11 protein-coding genes are annotated in these 15,117 nt (G+C 71.8%); 8 read left to right on the top strand and 3 right to left on the bottom strand.

The window, feature by feature from the left end; all coding sequences use genetic code 11:
- The first annotated feature begins 33 nt into the window (after positions 1-33).
- Positions 34-1,032, top strand: coding sequence for a DMT family transporter (locus tag BDW27_RS20240; protein ID WP_233515850.1), 999 nt, complete (start codon positions 34-36; stop codon positions 1,030-1,032).
- Positions 1,032-2,252 (top strand): aromatic amino acid transaminase, encoded by a 1,221-nt coding sequence (locus BDW27_RS20235; protein WP_233515849.1) that lies wholly within the window; start codon positions 1,032-1,034, stop codon positions 2,250-2,252. The genes BDW27_RS20240 and BDW27_RS20235 overlap by 1 nt, the downstream gene beginning before the upstream one ends.
- Before the next feature lie 50 nt (positions 2,253-2,302).
- Here BDW27_RS20235 and BDW27_RS20230 read toward each other — a convergent pair whose 3' ends face one another.
- Both BDW27_RS20230 and BDW27_RS20225 read right to left on the bottom strand, forming a co-directional pair.
- The gene (locus tag BDW27_RS20230) at positions 2,303-3,580 is read right to left on the bottom strand and encodes an AI-2E family transporter (protein WP_110051048.1); all 1,278 of its coding nucleotides are present in this window, start codon (positions 3,578-3,580) and stop codon (positions 2,303-2,305) included.
- A 305-nt stretch (positions 3,581-3,885) separates the two neighbouring features.
- A complete protein-coding gene (locus tag BDW27_RS20225) occupies positions 3,886-4,095 on the bottom strand; it encodes a hypothetical protein (RefSeq protein ID WP_110051046.1) in 210 nt (69 codons plus the stop codon).
- A 149-nt stretch (positions 4,096-4,244) separates the two neighbouring features.
- Between BDW27_RS20225 and BDW27_RS20220 the strand changes: the two genes are divergently transcribed.
- From BDW27_RS20220 to BDW27_RS20210, 3 genes are all read left to right on the top strand, one after another.
- On the top strand, positions 4,245-4,724 hold the full coding sequence (locus BDW27_RS20220) for a GNAT family N-acetyltransferase (RefSeq protein ID WP_110051044.1): 480 nt from the start codon (positions 4,245-4,247) through the stop codon (positions 4,722-4,724).
- Between the two features lie 241 nt (positions 4,725-4,965).
- Complete coding sequence (locus tag BDW27_RS20215) at positions 4,966-7,131, top strand: fibronectin type III domain-containing protein (RefSeq protein WP_110051042.1); 2,166 nt, start codon at positions 4,966-4,968, stop codon at positions 7,129-7,131.
- Between the two features lie 41 nt (positions 7,132-7,172).
- Entirely contained in the window at positions 7,173-7,631 is a 459-nt protein-coding gene (locus tag BDW27_RS20210) for a hypothetical protein (protein WP_233515848.1), read from the top strand.
- A 496-nt stretch (positions 7,632-8,127) separates the two neighbouring features.
- Here BDW27_RS20210 and eccCa read toward each other — a convergent pair whose 3' ends face one another.
- The gene (eccCa, locus tag BDW27_RS20205; protein WP_233515864.1) at positions 8,128-12,021 is read right to left on the bottom strand and encodes a type VII secretion protein EccCa; all 3,894 of its coding nucleotides are present in this window, start codon (positions 12,019-12,021) and stop codon (positions 8,128-8,130) included.
- Between the two features lie 341 nt (positions 12,022-12,362).
- On the opposite strand from eccCa, the gene eccD reads away from it, so the two are divergent.
- The 3 genes from eccD to BDW27_RS20190 all read left to right on the top strand — a co-directional run bounded on the left by eccD (position 12,363) and on the right by BDW27_RS20190 (position 15,008).
- Complete coding sequence (gene eccD / locus BDW27_RS20200; protein ID WP_110051037.1) at positions 12,363-13,709, top strand: type VII secretion integral membrane protein EccD; 1,347 nt, start codon at positions 12,363-12,365, stop codon at positions 13,707-13,709.
- 633 nt (positions 13,710-14,342) lie between these two features.
- On the top strand, positions 14,343-14,675 hold the full coding sequence (locus BDW27_RS20195) for a hypothetical protein (protein WP_017547183.1): 333 nt from the start codon (positions 14,343-14,345) through the stop codon (positions 14,673-14,675).
- 36 nt (positions 14,676-14,711) lie between these two features.
- A complete protein-coding gene (locus BDW27_RS20190; protein WP_110051035.1) occupies positions 14,712-15,008 on the top strand; it encodes a hypothetical protein in 297 nt (98 codons plus the stop codon).
- Positions 15,009-15,117 lie beyond the last annotated feature (109 nt).

Genomic DNA, 15,117 nt, shown 5'->3' with positions numbered 1-15,117 from the left:
GTCGGTCGCGGCGATCCCCGTACCTTCACTCCCATGAGCAGACCTACCGGCGCGACACCCTCGCTCCCCCTATCCCTGGCCGCGATGGCCGCGACCGTGGTGCTGTGGGCCGGGTTCGCCCTGAGCATCCGGGGGATCGGCGCCTCCGACCTCACCGCCCTGGACGCCGCCCTCCTCAGGTTCCTGACCCCGCTGGTGGTGCTGGCGCCGTGGATCCCCCGGGCCGTGCGGCGCGTGCGACACGAACGCCCCGGCGTCCTGGTGGCGCTGTGCGTCGGCGCCGGACTCCCGTACTTCCTCCTCGCCGCCTGGGGCGGCTCCCTGACCAGTGCGGCCCTCGTGGGGATCGTGATCCCCGGGACCGTCCCGCTGTTCGTCACCGCGCTCGCGTTCGCGCTCTGGCGCACCCGGGCCCGCCCCGCGCAACTGGGCGCCCTCGTGCTGATCGTCCTGGGCGCGGCGGTGCCCGTGGCGGCAGCGGTCGCCCCGGACCAGGCCACGGGGGTCGCGATCCTGCTCTGCGCGGGGCTGGTGTGGTCGGTGTACACCCTGGCGCTGCGGGAGACCACCCTCGATCCGGTCAGCGCCGCGATCGTCCTCTGCGCGCCCTCGGCCCTCCTGGCCGGGGTACCCGTTCTGCTGGGCCTGGTGCCCTCCGCGTTGCTCGGGGGCGCCGCACCCCGCGACGTCCTGGTCTACGCCGCCGTCCAGGGCATCGGCGTCGGCGTGCTCGCCGCCCTGTGCTACGCGACCGCCATCCGCGGCCTCGGAGGTCCGGCCGCCGCCACCCTCGGCGCGCTCAGCCCGGTCGTCACCCTGGTCGCGGCCGTCCCGCTGTTCGGCGAACCCGTCACCCTCGCGACCACCGTCACCCTGCTGCTGGTCCTCACCGGTGTGGTCGCCTTCAACCTGTTCGGCGCGGGGCGCCCCACCGGGACGGTACCTCCCTCCCCGCTGCCCGCCGCCCACCCGACTCCACCCTCCTCGGTCGAGGCCGTGGACCGCCGTCCCGAACTGGAGACCTCGTGCTGATGCCGTCCACGTTCCCGCCGCGCACCGACCCCCTCTGGAGGCTCACCGCCGCCTGCGACGCCGACACGCGTCCCGACCGCCTCGATCTCCTCGTCGGCGTCTACCGCGACGACACCGGGTCCTCCCCGGTCTTCGGAGCGGTGGCCGAGGCCGAACGGAGCCTCGCCGCACGCTCACCCTCCAAGGAGTACCTGGGCCCCGCCGGCAACCGCGACTTCACCAACGCGCTCACCCGCATGCTGTTCCCCTCCGAGGACGTCCGAGCCCGTACCCTGGCGGTGCAGTCCGTGGCGGGCACCGGGGCGCTGCGGCTCCTGGCCGAACTCCTGGCCGCCACCGGCCCCGACCGCACCGTTCACCTGGGCACACCCGCCTACCTCAACCACCGCACCATCCTCACCGCCGCGGGTCTGCGCGTACGCGAGTACCCGATGCTGCTCCCCGACGGCCGCCCGGACCCGAACGCCTCCCTCGCGGCCGTCGCCACGGCGGCACCAGGCGACGCACTGCTGATCCAGGGGTGCTGCCACAACCCCACCGGTGCCGCGATGCCCACCCAGAGCTGGGAGGAGCTTGCCCACGCGATGGCCGAGCGCGGGGTGGTGCCCTTCGTCGACCACGCCTACTTCGGTCTGGGCGACGGTCTCGACGCCGACCTGGAGGGCGTGCGCCGCATGCTCGACATCCTGCCCGAAGCGGTGGTCGCGGTCAGTGCCTCCAAGGCCTGGGGCCTGTACAACGAACGCACCGGCTGCGCGATCGTGGTCTCCGACGACCCCGCTCGCCGCGCCCTCGCCCACAGCGTCCTGGAGACCACCGCCCGCGCCGGGTACTCGCAGCCACCCGACCACGGGGCGCGGATCGTCCACGAGATCCTCACCCGCCCCGAACTGCGCACCCGCTGGTCGGCGGAGCTCGACTCCATGCGCCTGCGCCTGGGGCACCTGCGCGAGGGGCTCACCGACGCCCTGGTGCGACGGACCGCCTCCGCGGAGTTCGAACCGTTGCGGGAACAGCGCGGCATGTTCCTGCGTCTGCCCCTCAGCGAGGACCAGATGGGACGGCTGCGCGACGAACACGGGATCCACGGCCTCCCCTCAGGGCGGATCAACCTCGCCGGCGTGCCCACCCTCCTCGTCGACCGCGTCGCCGACGCCATCACCCGGGTCCACGGCGGGCCCGAGGCGGCACGGCCGGTCCTCACGGGCGCCCGGGGGTGAGTCCGGAGGGGCGTGCTGGCCCCGGCCGTGGGCCCCCACCGGACCGGGGGTCAGGCCGTGGCCCCGGACTCCTCTGCGCGCTCGCCGTCCGCCCGCCCGGACTCCGCGCCCTCCTCGGAGGACCCGGACGAGGAGGACGCCCGGTTGCGCAGGAGTGCCGCGAGGACCGCGGCGACCGGGGTGGCGAGGAACAGGCCCGCCACCCCGCCGAGGATCCCGCCGACCGTCACCACGACCAGGACCACGGCGGACGGCAGCTCCAGGGCGCGGCCGTAGATGCGCGGAGCGAACACGTTGCTCTCCAACTGCTGCACCAGCAGCACCGCCCCGAGCACGATCAGTGCCACCACCCAGTTCTCGGTCACCAGAGCCACCAGGACGGCCAGCAACCCGCTCAGGAAGGCACCGATGATCGGCAGGAACGCGCCCACGAAGGTGAGCACGATCAGCGGGATGGCCAGGCTCGTGTCGATCAGCAGGATCAGCGCGATACCGATGCCGATCGCGTCGATCACCCCCACGAGCGCCACCCCGCGCACGTAGTTGCCCATCACCTCGTAGGAGACCCCCGCCGAGTGGCGCAGCACCGGGCGGGACCGGACCGGCAGCAGACTGGCGATCCAGTCCATGAGCTTGTCGCCCGAGTGCACGAAGTAGATGGTCAGGACGATGATCAACACGATCCCCAGCACGACGCGGGTCACCGCGGTGGTCGCCGTCCATGCCCCGCTCAGGACCTGGTTGCTGTTCTCGGTGATCAGGGACTGCACCTGCTCCCAGGCGCTGTCGATCGCCTCGGTGAGCAGTGCCGGGTCCAGGCCGAAGGGCAGAGCCATGGTCTGGAGCTGGGACACGGCACTGTTGACGCTGGCCACGAGGTCGTCGAAGCTCGCGATCGCCGGGGTCACGATGAGGGTGACCACGCCGCTGTAGATCGCCAACGCGATCAGCATGGTGATCGTCGTGGACGACCCCCGGCCGAACCCGCGGCGTCTGATCAGGTTGGGGCGGCGCAGCCAGTTGGCCAGGGGCATCAGGAGGGCGGTGAGGAACACCGCGATGATGAGGGGGAGCGTAACCACGGACAGCCTGGTGAGCGCGTAGACCAGAAGCCCCGCGACCACACCGACGACCAGGATGCGCCAGGCGGCGTCGGCGGCCACACGGAGCAGGTCACCGGCGCGCGCGCCGTCGTCCGGGTCCGGTGTTCCGGGGCCCGACCGTTCGGCCTCGGACCGCTCACGTGCCCGCTCCCGCTCGACACGGGCCCTGCGGGTGGCGTTCCACTTGTTCACGAGGGCCCCGACGCCCGGCCACTGGGCTTGCACATGCGCTCCGTTCTCCGATCGGCGCGGACACCGTCGTCACGCGCCACGAACCGCGTCGACCAGCACTCCAGAACCTTCGGTGAGTGATCAGCGACACGGGGTGACAACGAGTCTGGCGTCCGCGCGCGGCACGCGGCGGGAGGCGCGCACCGCGTCACCGGATGGGCGTGTCGCCCGGAGTGCCCCACTCACCCGCCGCTGTCGGTACCCCCGAACGCGGCGCCGGGCCGCGAGCGGGCCAGGGCCCGACACCCGAGCCACCGTTCACCCCGGCTCGGAAACGCCGGTCCGGGCGCGACAGGGGATCACTCGGAGGGTTCGGGCAGGTCCGGGCACTCGATGGTCGGGTTGACACCGACGTAGTTCAGCGGACCGACGAAGATCGTGACCACGACACTGCCCACGGAGGAACAGGACGCCTCCGAGGCACTGAAGTCACCGCGCTGGACCGCTGCCGCCACACCGATGGCGAGCCAGACGAGGACGAGTACCGAGAGGGTGGCGCTGGTGCGCATTGCTGCCTCCTGGGGGGCGGGGCCGGTGACTCTCCGACTGACCTACCCCGGGAAGGCCCCCGCCTACCGGACCCGGGGCCCGAGCCGGGAGCGCCGCCAGCGCGAAAAGCCGTGGCGGCCCGGCCTTGCCGTCCGTAGGGTGCCATCCCATGAACGACACTCCCGTTTCCCCCGCCACCACCCCGCGACTGGTGGAGATCACCGACAACAACTTCCAGGACGCCCACCGGATCAGGGTCCGCGAGGACCAGGACCAGTACGTCGCCCCCGTGGTGTACTCCCTGGCACAGGCCTACACGAACCGCGACACCGCGTGGCCCCGCCTGCTCATGGACGGCGACGAGGCGGTCGGGTTCATCATGGTGAGGTTCGCCCCCGACGACGAGGACTCCGACTTCCGCGCCGAGATCTGGCGGCTCAACATCGCGGAGAAGCATCAGGGGCGGGGGTACGGCCGCCACGCGGTGGAGGGCGCGCTCGCCGAGGCCCGGCGCCGTGGCTTCTCCCGGGTCACCGTCACCTGGGTTCCGGGCGAGGGCAGCCCCGAGGGCTTCTACCTCGGCCTGGGCTTCCGAAAGACCGGCCGTGTGGAGGACGGGGAGATCGTCGGCGCCATCGACCTCGACTGACCCCCGGCGCGGTCCCGGAACGAGTGGGATTGCCGCGAGGAAACCAGAACCGAACACGGGCACCGGCGCATCGAACGGTGCGTGGCCCAGACGGCGCCCCGAAGCGTTGACGCCGTAACCGCTGTCTGGTTTCGTACAGAAGCCCGAATCCCTCGGGCCCCTACACCAGCGACCCCCGATCCCACCTCCCCCGCCGCCGGAGGCCGGACACGTCCGCGGTAGCCGAAGGAGTACGTGGATAGTGAGCCGTAAGACGGTGCCCACCGACCCCACCCCCCACGAGCGGGGCCGATCCCGGCGCCTGCTCGGCACCCTCGCTCAACGCACCCGCGCCGGATCCTCCGGGCTGGTGCTCAGCCTCATGGCCACGGCCCTGGTCAGCACGGCGTTCGGCGTCGGTGCCCTGGGCCGGTCCGACGACATGTCCGACGGCGCCGCCTGGCTCTGGAGCGCGGTCACCAAGGAAGCGGTCCGTGTCAACGGCAACAACGCCGAGATCGACCTCGTGGCCTCCCTGCCCGAGGCGGGTGAGGGGCCCGTCGAGGTCGAGCAGAACGACGACTACCTCCTCCTCACCGACCCGCAGACGGGCAAGGTCACCTCGGTCGACCTCAACAACCTCGGCTTCTCCGGCAGGCTCGAACTGGGCTCCGGCGACCACGGGGTGGTGCTCGGACGGGAGAGCGCCGTGGTCATCGACCGCGCGGGCGGCCAGATCAGGGCCGTCAACCCCGCCACCCTCCAGGCCACCGGAGCCTCCCTCACCCTGGAGGGCCCCCTGGTCGGCGGCGCCTTCGACGACGCCGACACCCTGTGGGTGGGCGCGCCCACCCAGGGCCACGCCGTCGGGATCAAGGTGTCCGAGGGCGAGGCGGCCGTCACCCAGACCGTCGCGGTGGCCTCACCGGGTTCCGACATCGGCGTCACCGTCTTCGACGACGGCGCGCTCGCCGTCGACCGCGGCGGAGAGGACGTGGTGGCCATGCGCGAGGGGGACGACCCGGTGATGGTCACCATGCCCGCGCCGATGGCGGGCTCGGCCATGCCCGCCCGCACGCGCGGCGAGATGGCCGCCGTCACCAGGACCAAGGACGACGAGATCGTCACCCTGATGCACCCCTACGGTGCGGCCGAGACCACCCGGTTCCCGGTGGGCAGGCCCGGCGGCGGACTGGCCGTCCCGTTCTCCGGGCGCGTCTACGTGCCCTTCGAGGACGAGGGGGTCGTCCGCTCCTACGCTCCCAACGGGCGAGAACTGGACACCGTCACCCTGCCCGGGGCCGAGGGGGCGCTCGAACTCCAGGTGCGTGAGGGGAGCCTGTTCGTCAACTCCCCGGAGACCAGTGTGGCCGCGGTGGTGGACGACACCGGTCAGGCCACCCTGGTGGACACCGACGAACCGCCGCCCGGGCCCGGTGAGATCCGCGGGGACACCCCCGCGCCCGACCCGGTGGCGCCCGCACCGCCCAACGGACCCGCGACCGAGGCGGGAACCGGCGGCCCGGGGGAGGGGACGGACGGCGGTTCGGCCGGCGGAGGGACCGGAGCGCCGACGCCTCAGAGCGAAGGCGAGCCCGAACGATCCACAGGCCCACCCGGTGCGCCCACCCCCGTCACGGCCGAGGCCGGAGACGGCAGTGTCGAACTGAGCTGGCCCGAGGCCTACTCACCCGACGCCTCCGTGGAGTCCTACGACATCACCTGGGAGGGTGGCCAGACCACAGTCGAGGGTTCGGAGCTGCACACCCTCATCACGGGCCTGGACAACGGCACGGCCTACCGGTTCCGGGTGAAGGCCACCAACGCGCACGGCACCGGGCCCGCCGCCCAGTCGCCGCAGGTCACCCCCAGCCAGGAGGCCCCGAGCTCGCCCGGCGGCGTCTCGGTGGAGGTGAGCGGCAACGAGACCGCGACCGTGTCCTGGACCGGCGCCGACAACGCCGTGGACTACCTGGTGTCCGCGGCCGCCGAGGGCGGGGCCTCCGCTCCCAGCAACCGCACCACCGGGGAGACGTCGCTGGAGGTGACCGGTCTGGAGCCGGGCGCCACCTACACGTTCACGGTCACCTCACGGGGCGAGGGCGGGGTCACCGGCGAGTCCGCCAGCAGTTCCCCCGTGACCATGCCGGAGATCCAGGTGGGTACCCCGGGCGAGGTCGCGCACAGCGTGTCGGGCAGCACGGTGACCGTCACCTGGACGGCTGCGGACAATGCCGAGGGATACCGGATCACGCCGCACGGCGACGGTGTGGAGATCGGTTCCGAGACGACGGTGGATGGCGGGGCCACCTCCCACGCCTTCACCCGGGGCGACCAACGGTGTTTCTCCTTCACGGTCACCGCCGTGGGGTCGGGGACCACCGAGGGCGGCTCCGCCCGGAGCACCCCGGCGTGTGAGAGGTGGTGACGGTGGCGGACCAGTCAACGGATCAGAAGGGGAGCGCGACGGTGCCCAGGAGCGTGTTCGGTAGGGGACGTTGGGCGGCGGTGGCGGCCGCCACCACGGTGATCGCGTCCGGACTGGTGCTGACCTCGTCCACCGCCGCGCAGGGTGCCTCGCCCGCCGAGCAGTGCACGACGGCCCATCCGATGAACGACGCACCCGACTACACCCAGGATGCCGACGGTTGGCCGAAGACGATCCCGGGTGACCCCGGCGGCTCGGTGTACGTCTTCTACGAACCAGTCCACGGCTACAACTGCGCGATCGTGGTCTCCAACGGCGACTCCACCTACGTCGACATCGGCCTGCGCCGCAGCGACGGTGCCGGGGAACCGGGATGGATGGACACGACGGGGGCGAGCGCCGGTCCGGTCCTGATCCCAGCCATGGAGGCCTGTATCGACGTCACGGCCGCCGTTGGGGAACGATCCATCACCAGCCGGAACACCAACTGCGGATCCTGACCCCGCGCGAGTGCCCGGCTGGGCGTCCGCCGCTCCGGGGAAACGCTCCCGGTCAGCAGGCGCCCCCAGAGACGCCTGAACCGGGGATCCCCTGGCCCATCAGGTCCTCGCAGCGTTTGATCGCTGGAGACACGTGGAGCCCAGGCCACACCCCTTCCGTGCATCGCTCAGCGGTCCCGGTGCTTCGAGCCCTCGGGACGCCACACCGGCGAGATCGTTTGGTGCCGACAGGGCCTGGTCGGCGAAGGTGTCCGAGACTCATGTGAGTGGGCCCTCAGCTCCTCCTGCGCGCGGCTCGCCAGCCCGGTGCCCCGAATCCCCGGGCCCACCGCTGTGGCGGGGATGGTCTTCGCGCGTGCTGATCACCGGGGATGTGGGTCGGTGGGGCGAAGTTTCAGCTCCTCCTGCGCGCGGTCCAGCTGTCCCGGTGGTTCGTGCACCCCGGGACCCCGGGGCCCGCCACATTTCGCGGGCCCCTTTCACCCGCACCGGAACCTCACTCCACCGGGTCGGTCCAGGCCACCTGCACCTGCTCGGGCGGGCGCCCACGGCGGGCCAGCAGCGCGCGGCCCGGGGGGAGGCGGCGGGAGACGACCCCGTTGGCGAGCCGCCCCTCCATCCGGTCACCCGAGAACAGCAGCCCCGGAGTGGCCATGTCCGTGAGCGTCTGGGAGACCGGATCGAACATCGACCTCGACGCGCCGCCGGTCCTTCGCGCCGTGACCAGGTGCAGACCCAGGTCGGCTCCCTGGGTCAGGAGGTCGGCCAACGGGCTCAGGGGGTTGCTGCGCCCCGCCACCATGTCCAGGTCGTCCACGAACACGAACACCTCCAGCCCCTCCCACCAACTGCGCTCACGCAGCTGCCTGGGCGTGACGTCCGGCCCGGGGAGACGTTTGCGGACCAGTCCGGCCAGTTCCCCGGCGACCCCCTCGGTCTGCTGGGGACTGGTGCTGTACGCCAACAGGTACTCCGGGGGGACCAATCCCAGGTGCGCGCGGCGGTAGTCGACCATCACCACGCCCACCTCGCTGGCAGGACGGGAGATCACCTGCCGGACCAGGGCCCGGATCAGCGTGCTCTTGCCGGTCTGCGGGTCCCCGAAGACCATCAGGTGCGGGTCCTCGTGCGGGTGGTACAGCGCGGGCCCCAGGTCACTCTCTGCCATGCCCATGACCAGGTCGGAGCCCTGCTGCCTGGGCAGGAGCTCCGCCAGGGAGACCAGGGCGGGCAGCACCCGGACCCTGCGCACCGGGAGGTCGGGCCACCGGGCCGAGAGTCTGTCCACCGCGTCGCGCACGCCGTCGCCGAGATCGGCGTCCTCCGCGACACCGTCCAAGCGGGGGAGCGGCACCTGCACGAACGACTCGTCCGCTCTCAGCCCCCGGCCGGGCACGTCCTTGGGTAGGCGCTCGGCGACCTTGCGACCCAGCTGGGAGTCGTAGGGGTCGGTCAGACGCAGCTCGAAACGGCCGCCGAAGAGCGATTGCAGCTTGGTGCGGACCTGGTTGGAGGCGGAACTGGTCAGCACCGTGTGCACGCCGAGGGAGGGGCCGCGCGAGACGATGTCGGTGAGGACGTCGTCCACGTCCGGGTAGGCCTCACGCAGCCCCGCCCAGCCGTCGATGAACAGGAACACGTCTCCGTGGGTTCCTGCGGGGACGTTCCCCTCCGCCCGCGCCTGGCGTAGAGCGGCGGGTGAGTCCAGCCGCCTCTGACGGAAGACCGCTTCGCGCTGGTCCAGCTGGACGCGCACGTCCGCGAGGATGCGCTGGGCCAGCTCCAGCTCGGAACGGCCCGCCACCCCCGCCACGTGCGGCAGTTCGGCGAACGGTGCGAGGGAGCCACCGCCGAAGTCGATGGCGTACACCGCCACCCGCCCGGGCGGGTACCGCCAGGCCAGGGTGGCGATCAGGGTTCTGATCAGGGTCGACTTCCCGGACTGGGGGCCGCCCAGAACCACGATGTTGCTCTCCCCGCCGGTGAAGTCCAGGTCGGCCGGGCACTGGCGCTGTTCCCGGGGCAGGTCCGCCAATCCGATGATCGCCCGAACCTCGTCGGGGGCGGGCTCGATCGCGGTCCCGTCCTCCCGCGTCCGGGTCTCGTCCAACTGTTCCAGCAGCTGGTCGAGGGTGAGGACGGAGGGGAGCGGCGGGACCCAGACCGGGCGGACCGGTTCCCTCCCGGAGTCCACGATCCGGTCCACCGCCACCTGGAGGGTGGTGGGAGCGTCCTGCTCCGGCCTGTCCTCGGTGTCGGCGCTCTCCGCCCGCTGGGCGGGCCGCACCAGCGAGGCCAGCCCGTTGAACGAGATCAGCGGCAGGACCTGCGGAACCTCCTCGACCTCCTCGCGTGTGGGCGGCACGTACGGCTGGGAGACCATGGCCGCCTTGAAGCGCTCGAACACCGTGGTGTCGACCTTCAGGTAGCCCGATCCGGGCTCCGGCGGCAGGTGGTAGGCGTCCCCGACCCCGATCGCCTCCCGGCTCTCGGCCTCGGAGAAGGTCCGCAGACCGATCCGGTAGGACAGATGGGACTCCAGGCCCTTGATCTTGCCCGAGTCCAGCCGCTGGGTGGCCAGCAGCAGGTGCACGCCGATCGAACGGCCGATCCGGCCGATGGCCACGAACAGCTCCGCGAAGTCCGGGTGCGCGGTGAGCAGCTCGGAGAACTCGTCGATGATCACCAGCAGGTGGGGGAGCGGTTCCAGCCCGGGTCGGCGGGCCCGCGCCCCCTCGTAGGCGTGCAGGTTGGGCAGGTTGCCCGCGTCCTTGAGGACCTGCTGGCGCCGGTTCAGCTCGCCGAACATCGCCTCGCGGAAGCGCTCCACCAACCCGTCGTCGTCGGCGAGGTTGGTGATGAGACCGGCGCTGTGCGGGAGCCGGTCGGTGTCGGCGAAGGTCGCGCCGCCCTTGAAGTCCACCAGTAACAGGGCGAGCTGGTCGGGCGGGTGGTTGATCACCAGTGAGGCCACCAGGGTGCGCAGCATCTCCGACTTGCCCGAACCGGTGGCGCCCACCACCAGCCCGTGCGGCCCCATGCCCCCGAACGCGGACTCCTTGAGGTCGAGCAGCACGGTGTTGGCCTCGGGGCCCACCCCGATCGGCACCCGCAGGAAATCCCCGGTGCCCCGGGGCCGCCACGCCCGCTCGGTGTCCAGTCGGGCGACGTCGGGCACGCCCAGGATCTCCGGCAGCCCCACCGTGGCGTGCATGGCGTCCGAGCTGTCGCTGGCAGCCAGTCGCAGCGGCGCCAGGGATCGCGCGAGGGTGGTGAGGAGTTCCCCGCCGACCCGGTCGAAGGAACCCTCTAGGGGAGGGTCGTCCTCCGTCTCGGGGCCCTGGCCGGGCTGCTGCGGCCTCGGTGCGCGGTCCTCCCTCAGGGAACCGTCAGCCGACACGTACAGCCGGGTGTCCACGTGCCCGGGCTCCTCCCGGCGGTCACCCACCAGGAAGACCAGGTGGACGCCGATGTCGGCCAGCGAGGTCACCGGGGGCTCGGCCGCCAGCCCGGACAGGGTCGCCTGGAACTCGCCGTCCACGAGCACCACGAGCCGCTGCGTGCCCGGTCCGGGAGGCGCGCCCCGCCTGCGCTGCATGTCGATGGTGCGCTGCTCGATCTCGGCCGTCAGCAGCTCGGTCATCTCCACGGTGTTGCCCGCCACCAGCCGGGCGGGCAGCGGACCGTCCTGGACCCCGTCGAGGGCGTTGTGGGGCAGCCACTTGGTCCAGTCCCACTCCGCCGTCAACCGCTGGTGCCGCACCACACCCAACCGCACGTCCTCGGCGGCGGAGAAGGTCACCAGCTGCGCCGCCAGGGCGCGGGCCACCTCCCGGCCCGCCGCCCGGTCGCCGACCACCGACACCACCCCGCACTCGCGCAGGCGTAGCACGAGCGGCTGCTCGGACACGTCCGAGTACAGGTCGACGATCTGCTCGGCGATGCCCTGGCAGACGGGGTCGTAGACGATCAGGGGGTTGGTGCGGTCGATGTTCAGGTTCAGCCGTCTGGCCAGGGGGCGCGAACCCTCACCGATCCGCAGGTCGAGGAAGTCGGGGTCCCCCGGGCGCCGTTCCCAGCGCCGCGCGGTGAGCCGGGCGGTCTCCTCCAACAGGTGCGGCTCCGGGTGCCGGAACAGCGACGCGGCGCGTTGCAGCCCCGCCACCTCCCGAACCGTCTCGCGCAGGTGGTCCAGGTAGTCCAGGTACCGTTCCCGCTGCTCCCGGATGCGCTTGCGCGGCCCGTTGCGCTGGGCGACGAACATGACGATGCCGACCGCGACGCTGGCCAGCATGATCATGGCCCCGGCCACCGCGAACAGGGGGCGGTTCCCCATGGTGATGGTCATCATCAGCGAACCGGACCCGGTGATGATCGGCATGATGATCATCGCCGAGGAGCTGGCGGCCGGGGGGTTCTCCGGCAGCTGCGGCGGGGTCGCGATCACCAGGGGTGTCCTGCCGGGATCCGGGACCGCAGTGCGGGCGGGACGATGAACCAGCGTCGTTGTCACTGGCGCCTCTCCTGTCGCGTGCGCCCGGATCGCCCGGTACGCGCTCTTGCTACCGTGATGATCCCGCGCCCCGGCGGTGCCGGACAAGCGGCGACCACGGGCCTGTGGACAACCGGACCACGGACCGGTGTGATCCTCGTGCGGGCCCAACGGTTCGCGCCCGCCAACGGACGGTCGTGCGCCGTCCACAACTGACGTCGAACGCGGGGAGCCCCCAGGTGAGCGGATACTGCCGGGTCACGGTGACCGGACCGGATCGGTGGGCCGACCTCGTCCTGCCCGGCGCGGTGTCGGTGGCGGCACTGATGCCGCAGGTCGTGCGCGTGTGCTCCCCGGCCGACGACGGGCTCCAGTCCGCCCGCTGGAACCTCGTCGCGGTGGACGGCACCCCCATCCCCTCCGCCGGTTCCCTGACCGACGCCGGAGTCCGTGACGGGGACGTCCTGCTCCTGGACCGGGTCACCGCCCCGGACCGACCGTCGTTCGTCGACGACGTACGCGGCACCGTCGAGGACCGCGTCGACGAGCGCGCCTGGCTGTGGAAGCCCACCACCACGTTCGGGTTCGGCCTGGCACTCACGGCGCTGGGACCGCTGCTGCTCATGGCGGCCATGGTCCTGATCCGCACCTCGCCCCTCGACCTCGCCGTGTCCGTTCTCGGGCTTCTGGCCGCGCTGGGTGCCCTGTGGTTGGCCGGGTCCAGGAACCTTCCCGGAGTGGCCCACGCCGCGCAGGTCGCCGCCTGCGGCTGGGGCGCCCTGACCATCGTGCTCGCCGTCCTGGGAGTGAGCGCCGTCGCGCCCTCGCCCATCGTTCTGGCGCTGTTCGCCTGCTTCGGCGCGCTGGCCGCCTCTGCTGGCGGCTGGGCGCTGGCCCACTTCCTGCTGCCCTACCTCGCCGGGCTGAGCGTCGTCACGGTGTCCATGGTGCTGCTCGTGGGCTTCGGCCTGTTCACCGACGGCCCCATGGCGGTGCGCCTGCTCGCCGTCCTGCTGGCCCTGGGCATCGGCGCCCTGCCCCGGATGGCGCTCGCCCTGGGCGGGCTGTCCGGGCTCGACTACGAGGTGCGCCAGGTCGGCCAGACCGACAACGAACGCTTCGAGGAGAGCCTGGCCAACAGCGACCGCATGCTGACCGGAACCATCCTGGGGGTGTCGGCCGCCGCCACGATCTCCGTGGGCCTGCTCGCGTTCACCGGTGACGCGCGCCGGGACCTGGTCCTGGCCGCCCTGGTCTCGCTCGCCCTGCTGATGCGGTCGCGCCTGTTCGACCGGGTCTCCCACGTGCTGCCGGTCCGGCTCACCGGCGTGCTGGGACTGGCCGTGACCGGGGTGGCCGCGACAACGGCTCACCCCTGGATGTCGGGTGTGCTCCCGGCAGTGGGGCTGGTGCTGTGCGTGGCGGTGGCGGCCGTGAGCGCTATCCGTCTGACCGACGTGCCCAGGGCCTCGCTGCGCCGCATCCTCAACGGGGTGGAGATCGTCGTGGTCGCGGGGATGTGCGTGGCCGCCGTCTGGGCCCTCGGCGTGTACGAGGCCGTCTCCACCATCCGCATCGGAGGCTGACCTCCGCTCGCGTGAGGGGGAAGGCGAGGAATTCACCCTCCGCCTCCTGATCGGCTTCGAAGACGCGTCCGGCGGCGGCCTCAGCGTCGCGCGAGATGGTCGTGCCGTTGGCCTCGCCCGTCCGCACGGCCTGCTCGTGGTCGATGTGGAAGTTGGAGAAGGCACCGTTGATCCTGGCCTCCACAGCGGCCTCGTCGAGGTTCTCCGCCACCGTCCCGAAGCGTGGGGGGACCCCGTCCAGGGCACCGCTCACCCGCTCGGCGATCCGTGCCGCCGCCCCGGCCTCCGCAGGGTTGGCTCCACCCTCTGAGTCACCCGTGGCCCGCCCTTCTTCGCTTCCGGGAGCGGGGACCACCCCCACGAGGAGGGCGGCGACGGGTGCGCGGGAAGGGCGCCAGCGAACTGTGGGACGCCGATGAGGGCCCTGGAGGTGAGAATCTGTCCTGTTTCGGTCACTTGGCGTCCTTGTTCTGCAATCGCGTTGACAGGGGACGCCGCCTTCACTACTTTCCGGTTCGAGTCGTGAATCTGTGACCGCGAGCAGACCTCCCCGGTGCTCACAGAGCGACCACGCCCCTGATACCGGCGTCGAGTTCGGACCAAGGGGAGAGTCCACGGGGAGAGGACGGACAGTTGACCAACAACGTCGGCACGGAACAGAGCAACACTCTGTCCCAGGGCGGTACGCGCCTGGACGAACAGAGCCGTGGTCTCAGTGACCGCATGCAGTCCCTGATCGACGTCCTGGACCAGGACGGTCAGGCGCTCCAGGGCAACGCCCTCCGGGCCTACCGCCAGGGCCAGGCCGAACTGGTGACGGGCTTCCAGGCCCTCATCGACTGGTGCAACAAGTACGGCGTCAACCTCAACCTCGGCCAGGAGAAGATCAACTCCGCCGACGCCCAGAGCGAAGAGGACTTCTCCAAAGCCCAGAGCGAGCTCAGCTACCTGAGCCGGAACATCTGAGTCGGAACCTGAGACCGAAGTGGGGGAGAGGACGCCATGGGCGTGAACAAGTACGAGGTCGGCGCGGACATTGACGCGCTGGACCAGCTGAGCGTCGACCAGCGCCAGTACCTGGGCTACTTCAAGGCGATCATGCAGGAGCTCGACACCCAGGCCAAGGACACCGTCGCCAGGTTCGAGGGCGGCGACGAGGCCTTCCAGGCCAGGGCGGCCGAGTTCAACAACGCCTTCGAGATGACCAACCGGGGCTTCTCCAGGATGATCGACGCCGTCGACGGCACGGTGGACGGCTACCGCGAGACCAAGAGCTACCTCAACAACCTGTTCGAGTGAGCCACCCCTACGGGCACCAGGGTGCGGCGGGGGGCCCCCCCCCACCCAGGGCCCCCCCCCCCCCCCCCGGGGGGCCCCCCCCCCCCCCCCCCCCCCCCCCCCCCCCCTC

Origin of the sequence: Nocardiopsis sp. L17-MgMaSL7 (genome assembly GCF_003182025.1) — a bacterium.
Taxonomy (GTDB): Bacteria; Actinomycetota; Actinomycetes; order Streptosporangiales; family Streptosporangiaceae; genus Nocardiopsis; species Nocardiopsis prasina.
This window is presented reverse-complemented; position numbering and strand designations above follow the sequence as displayed.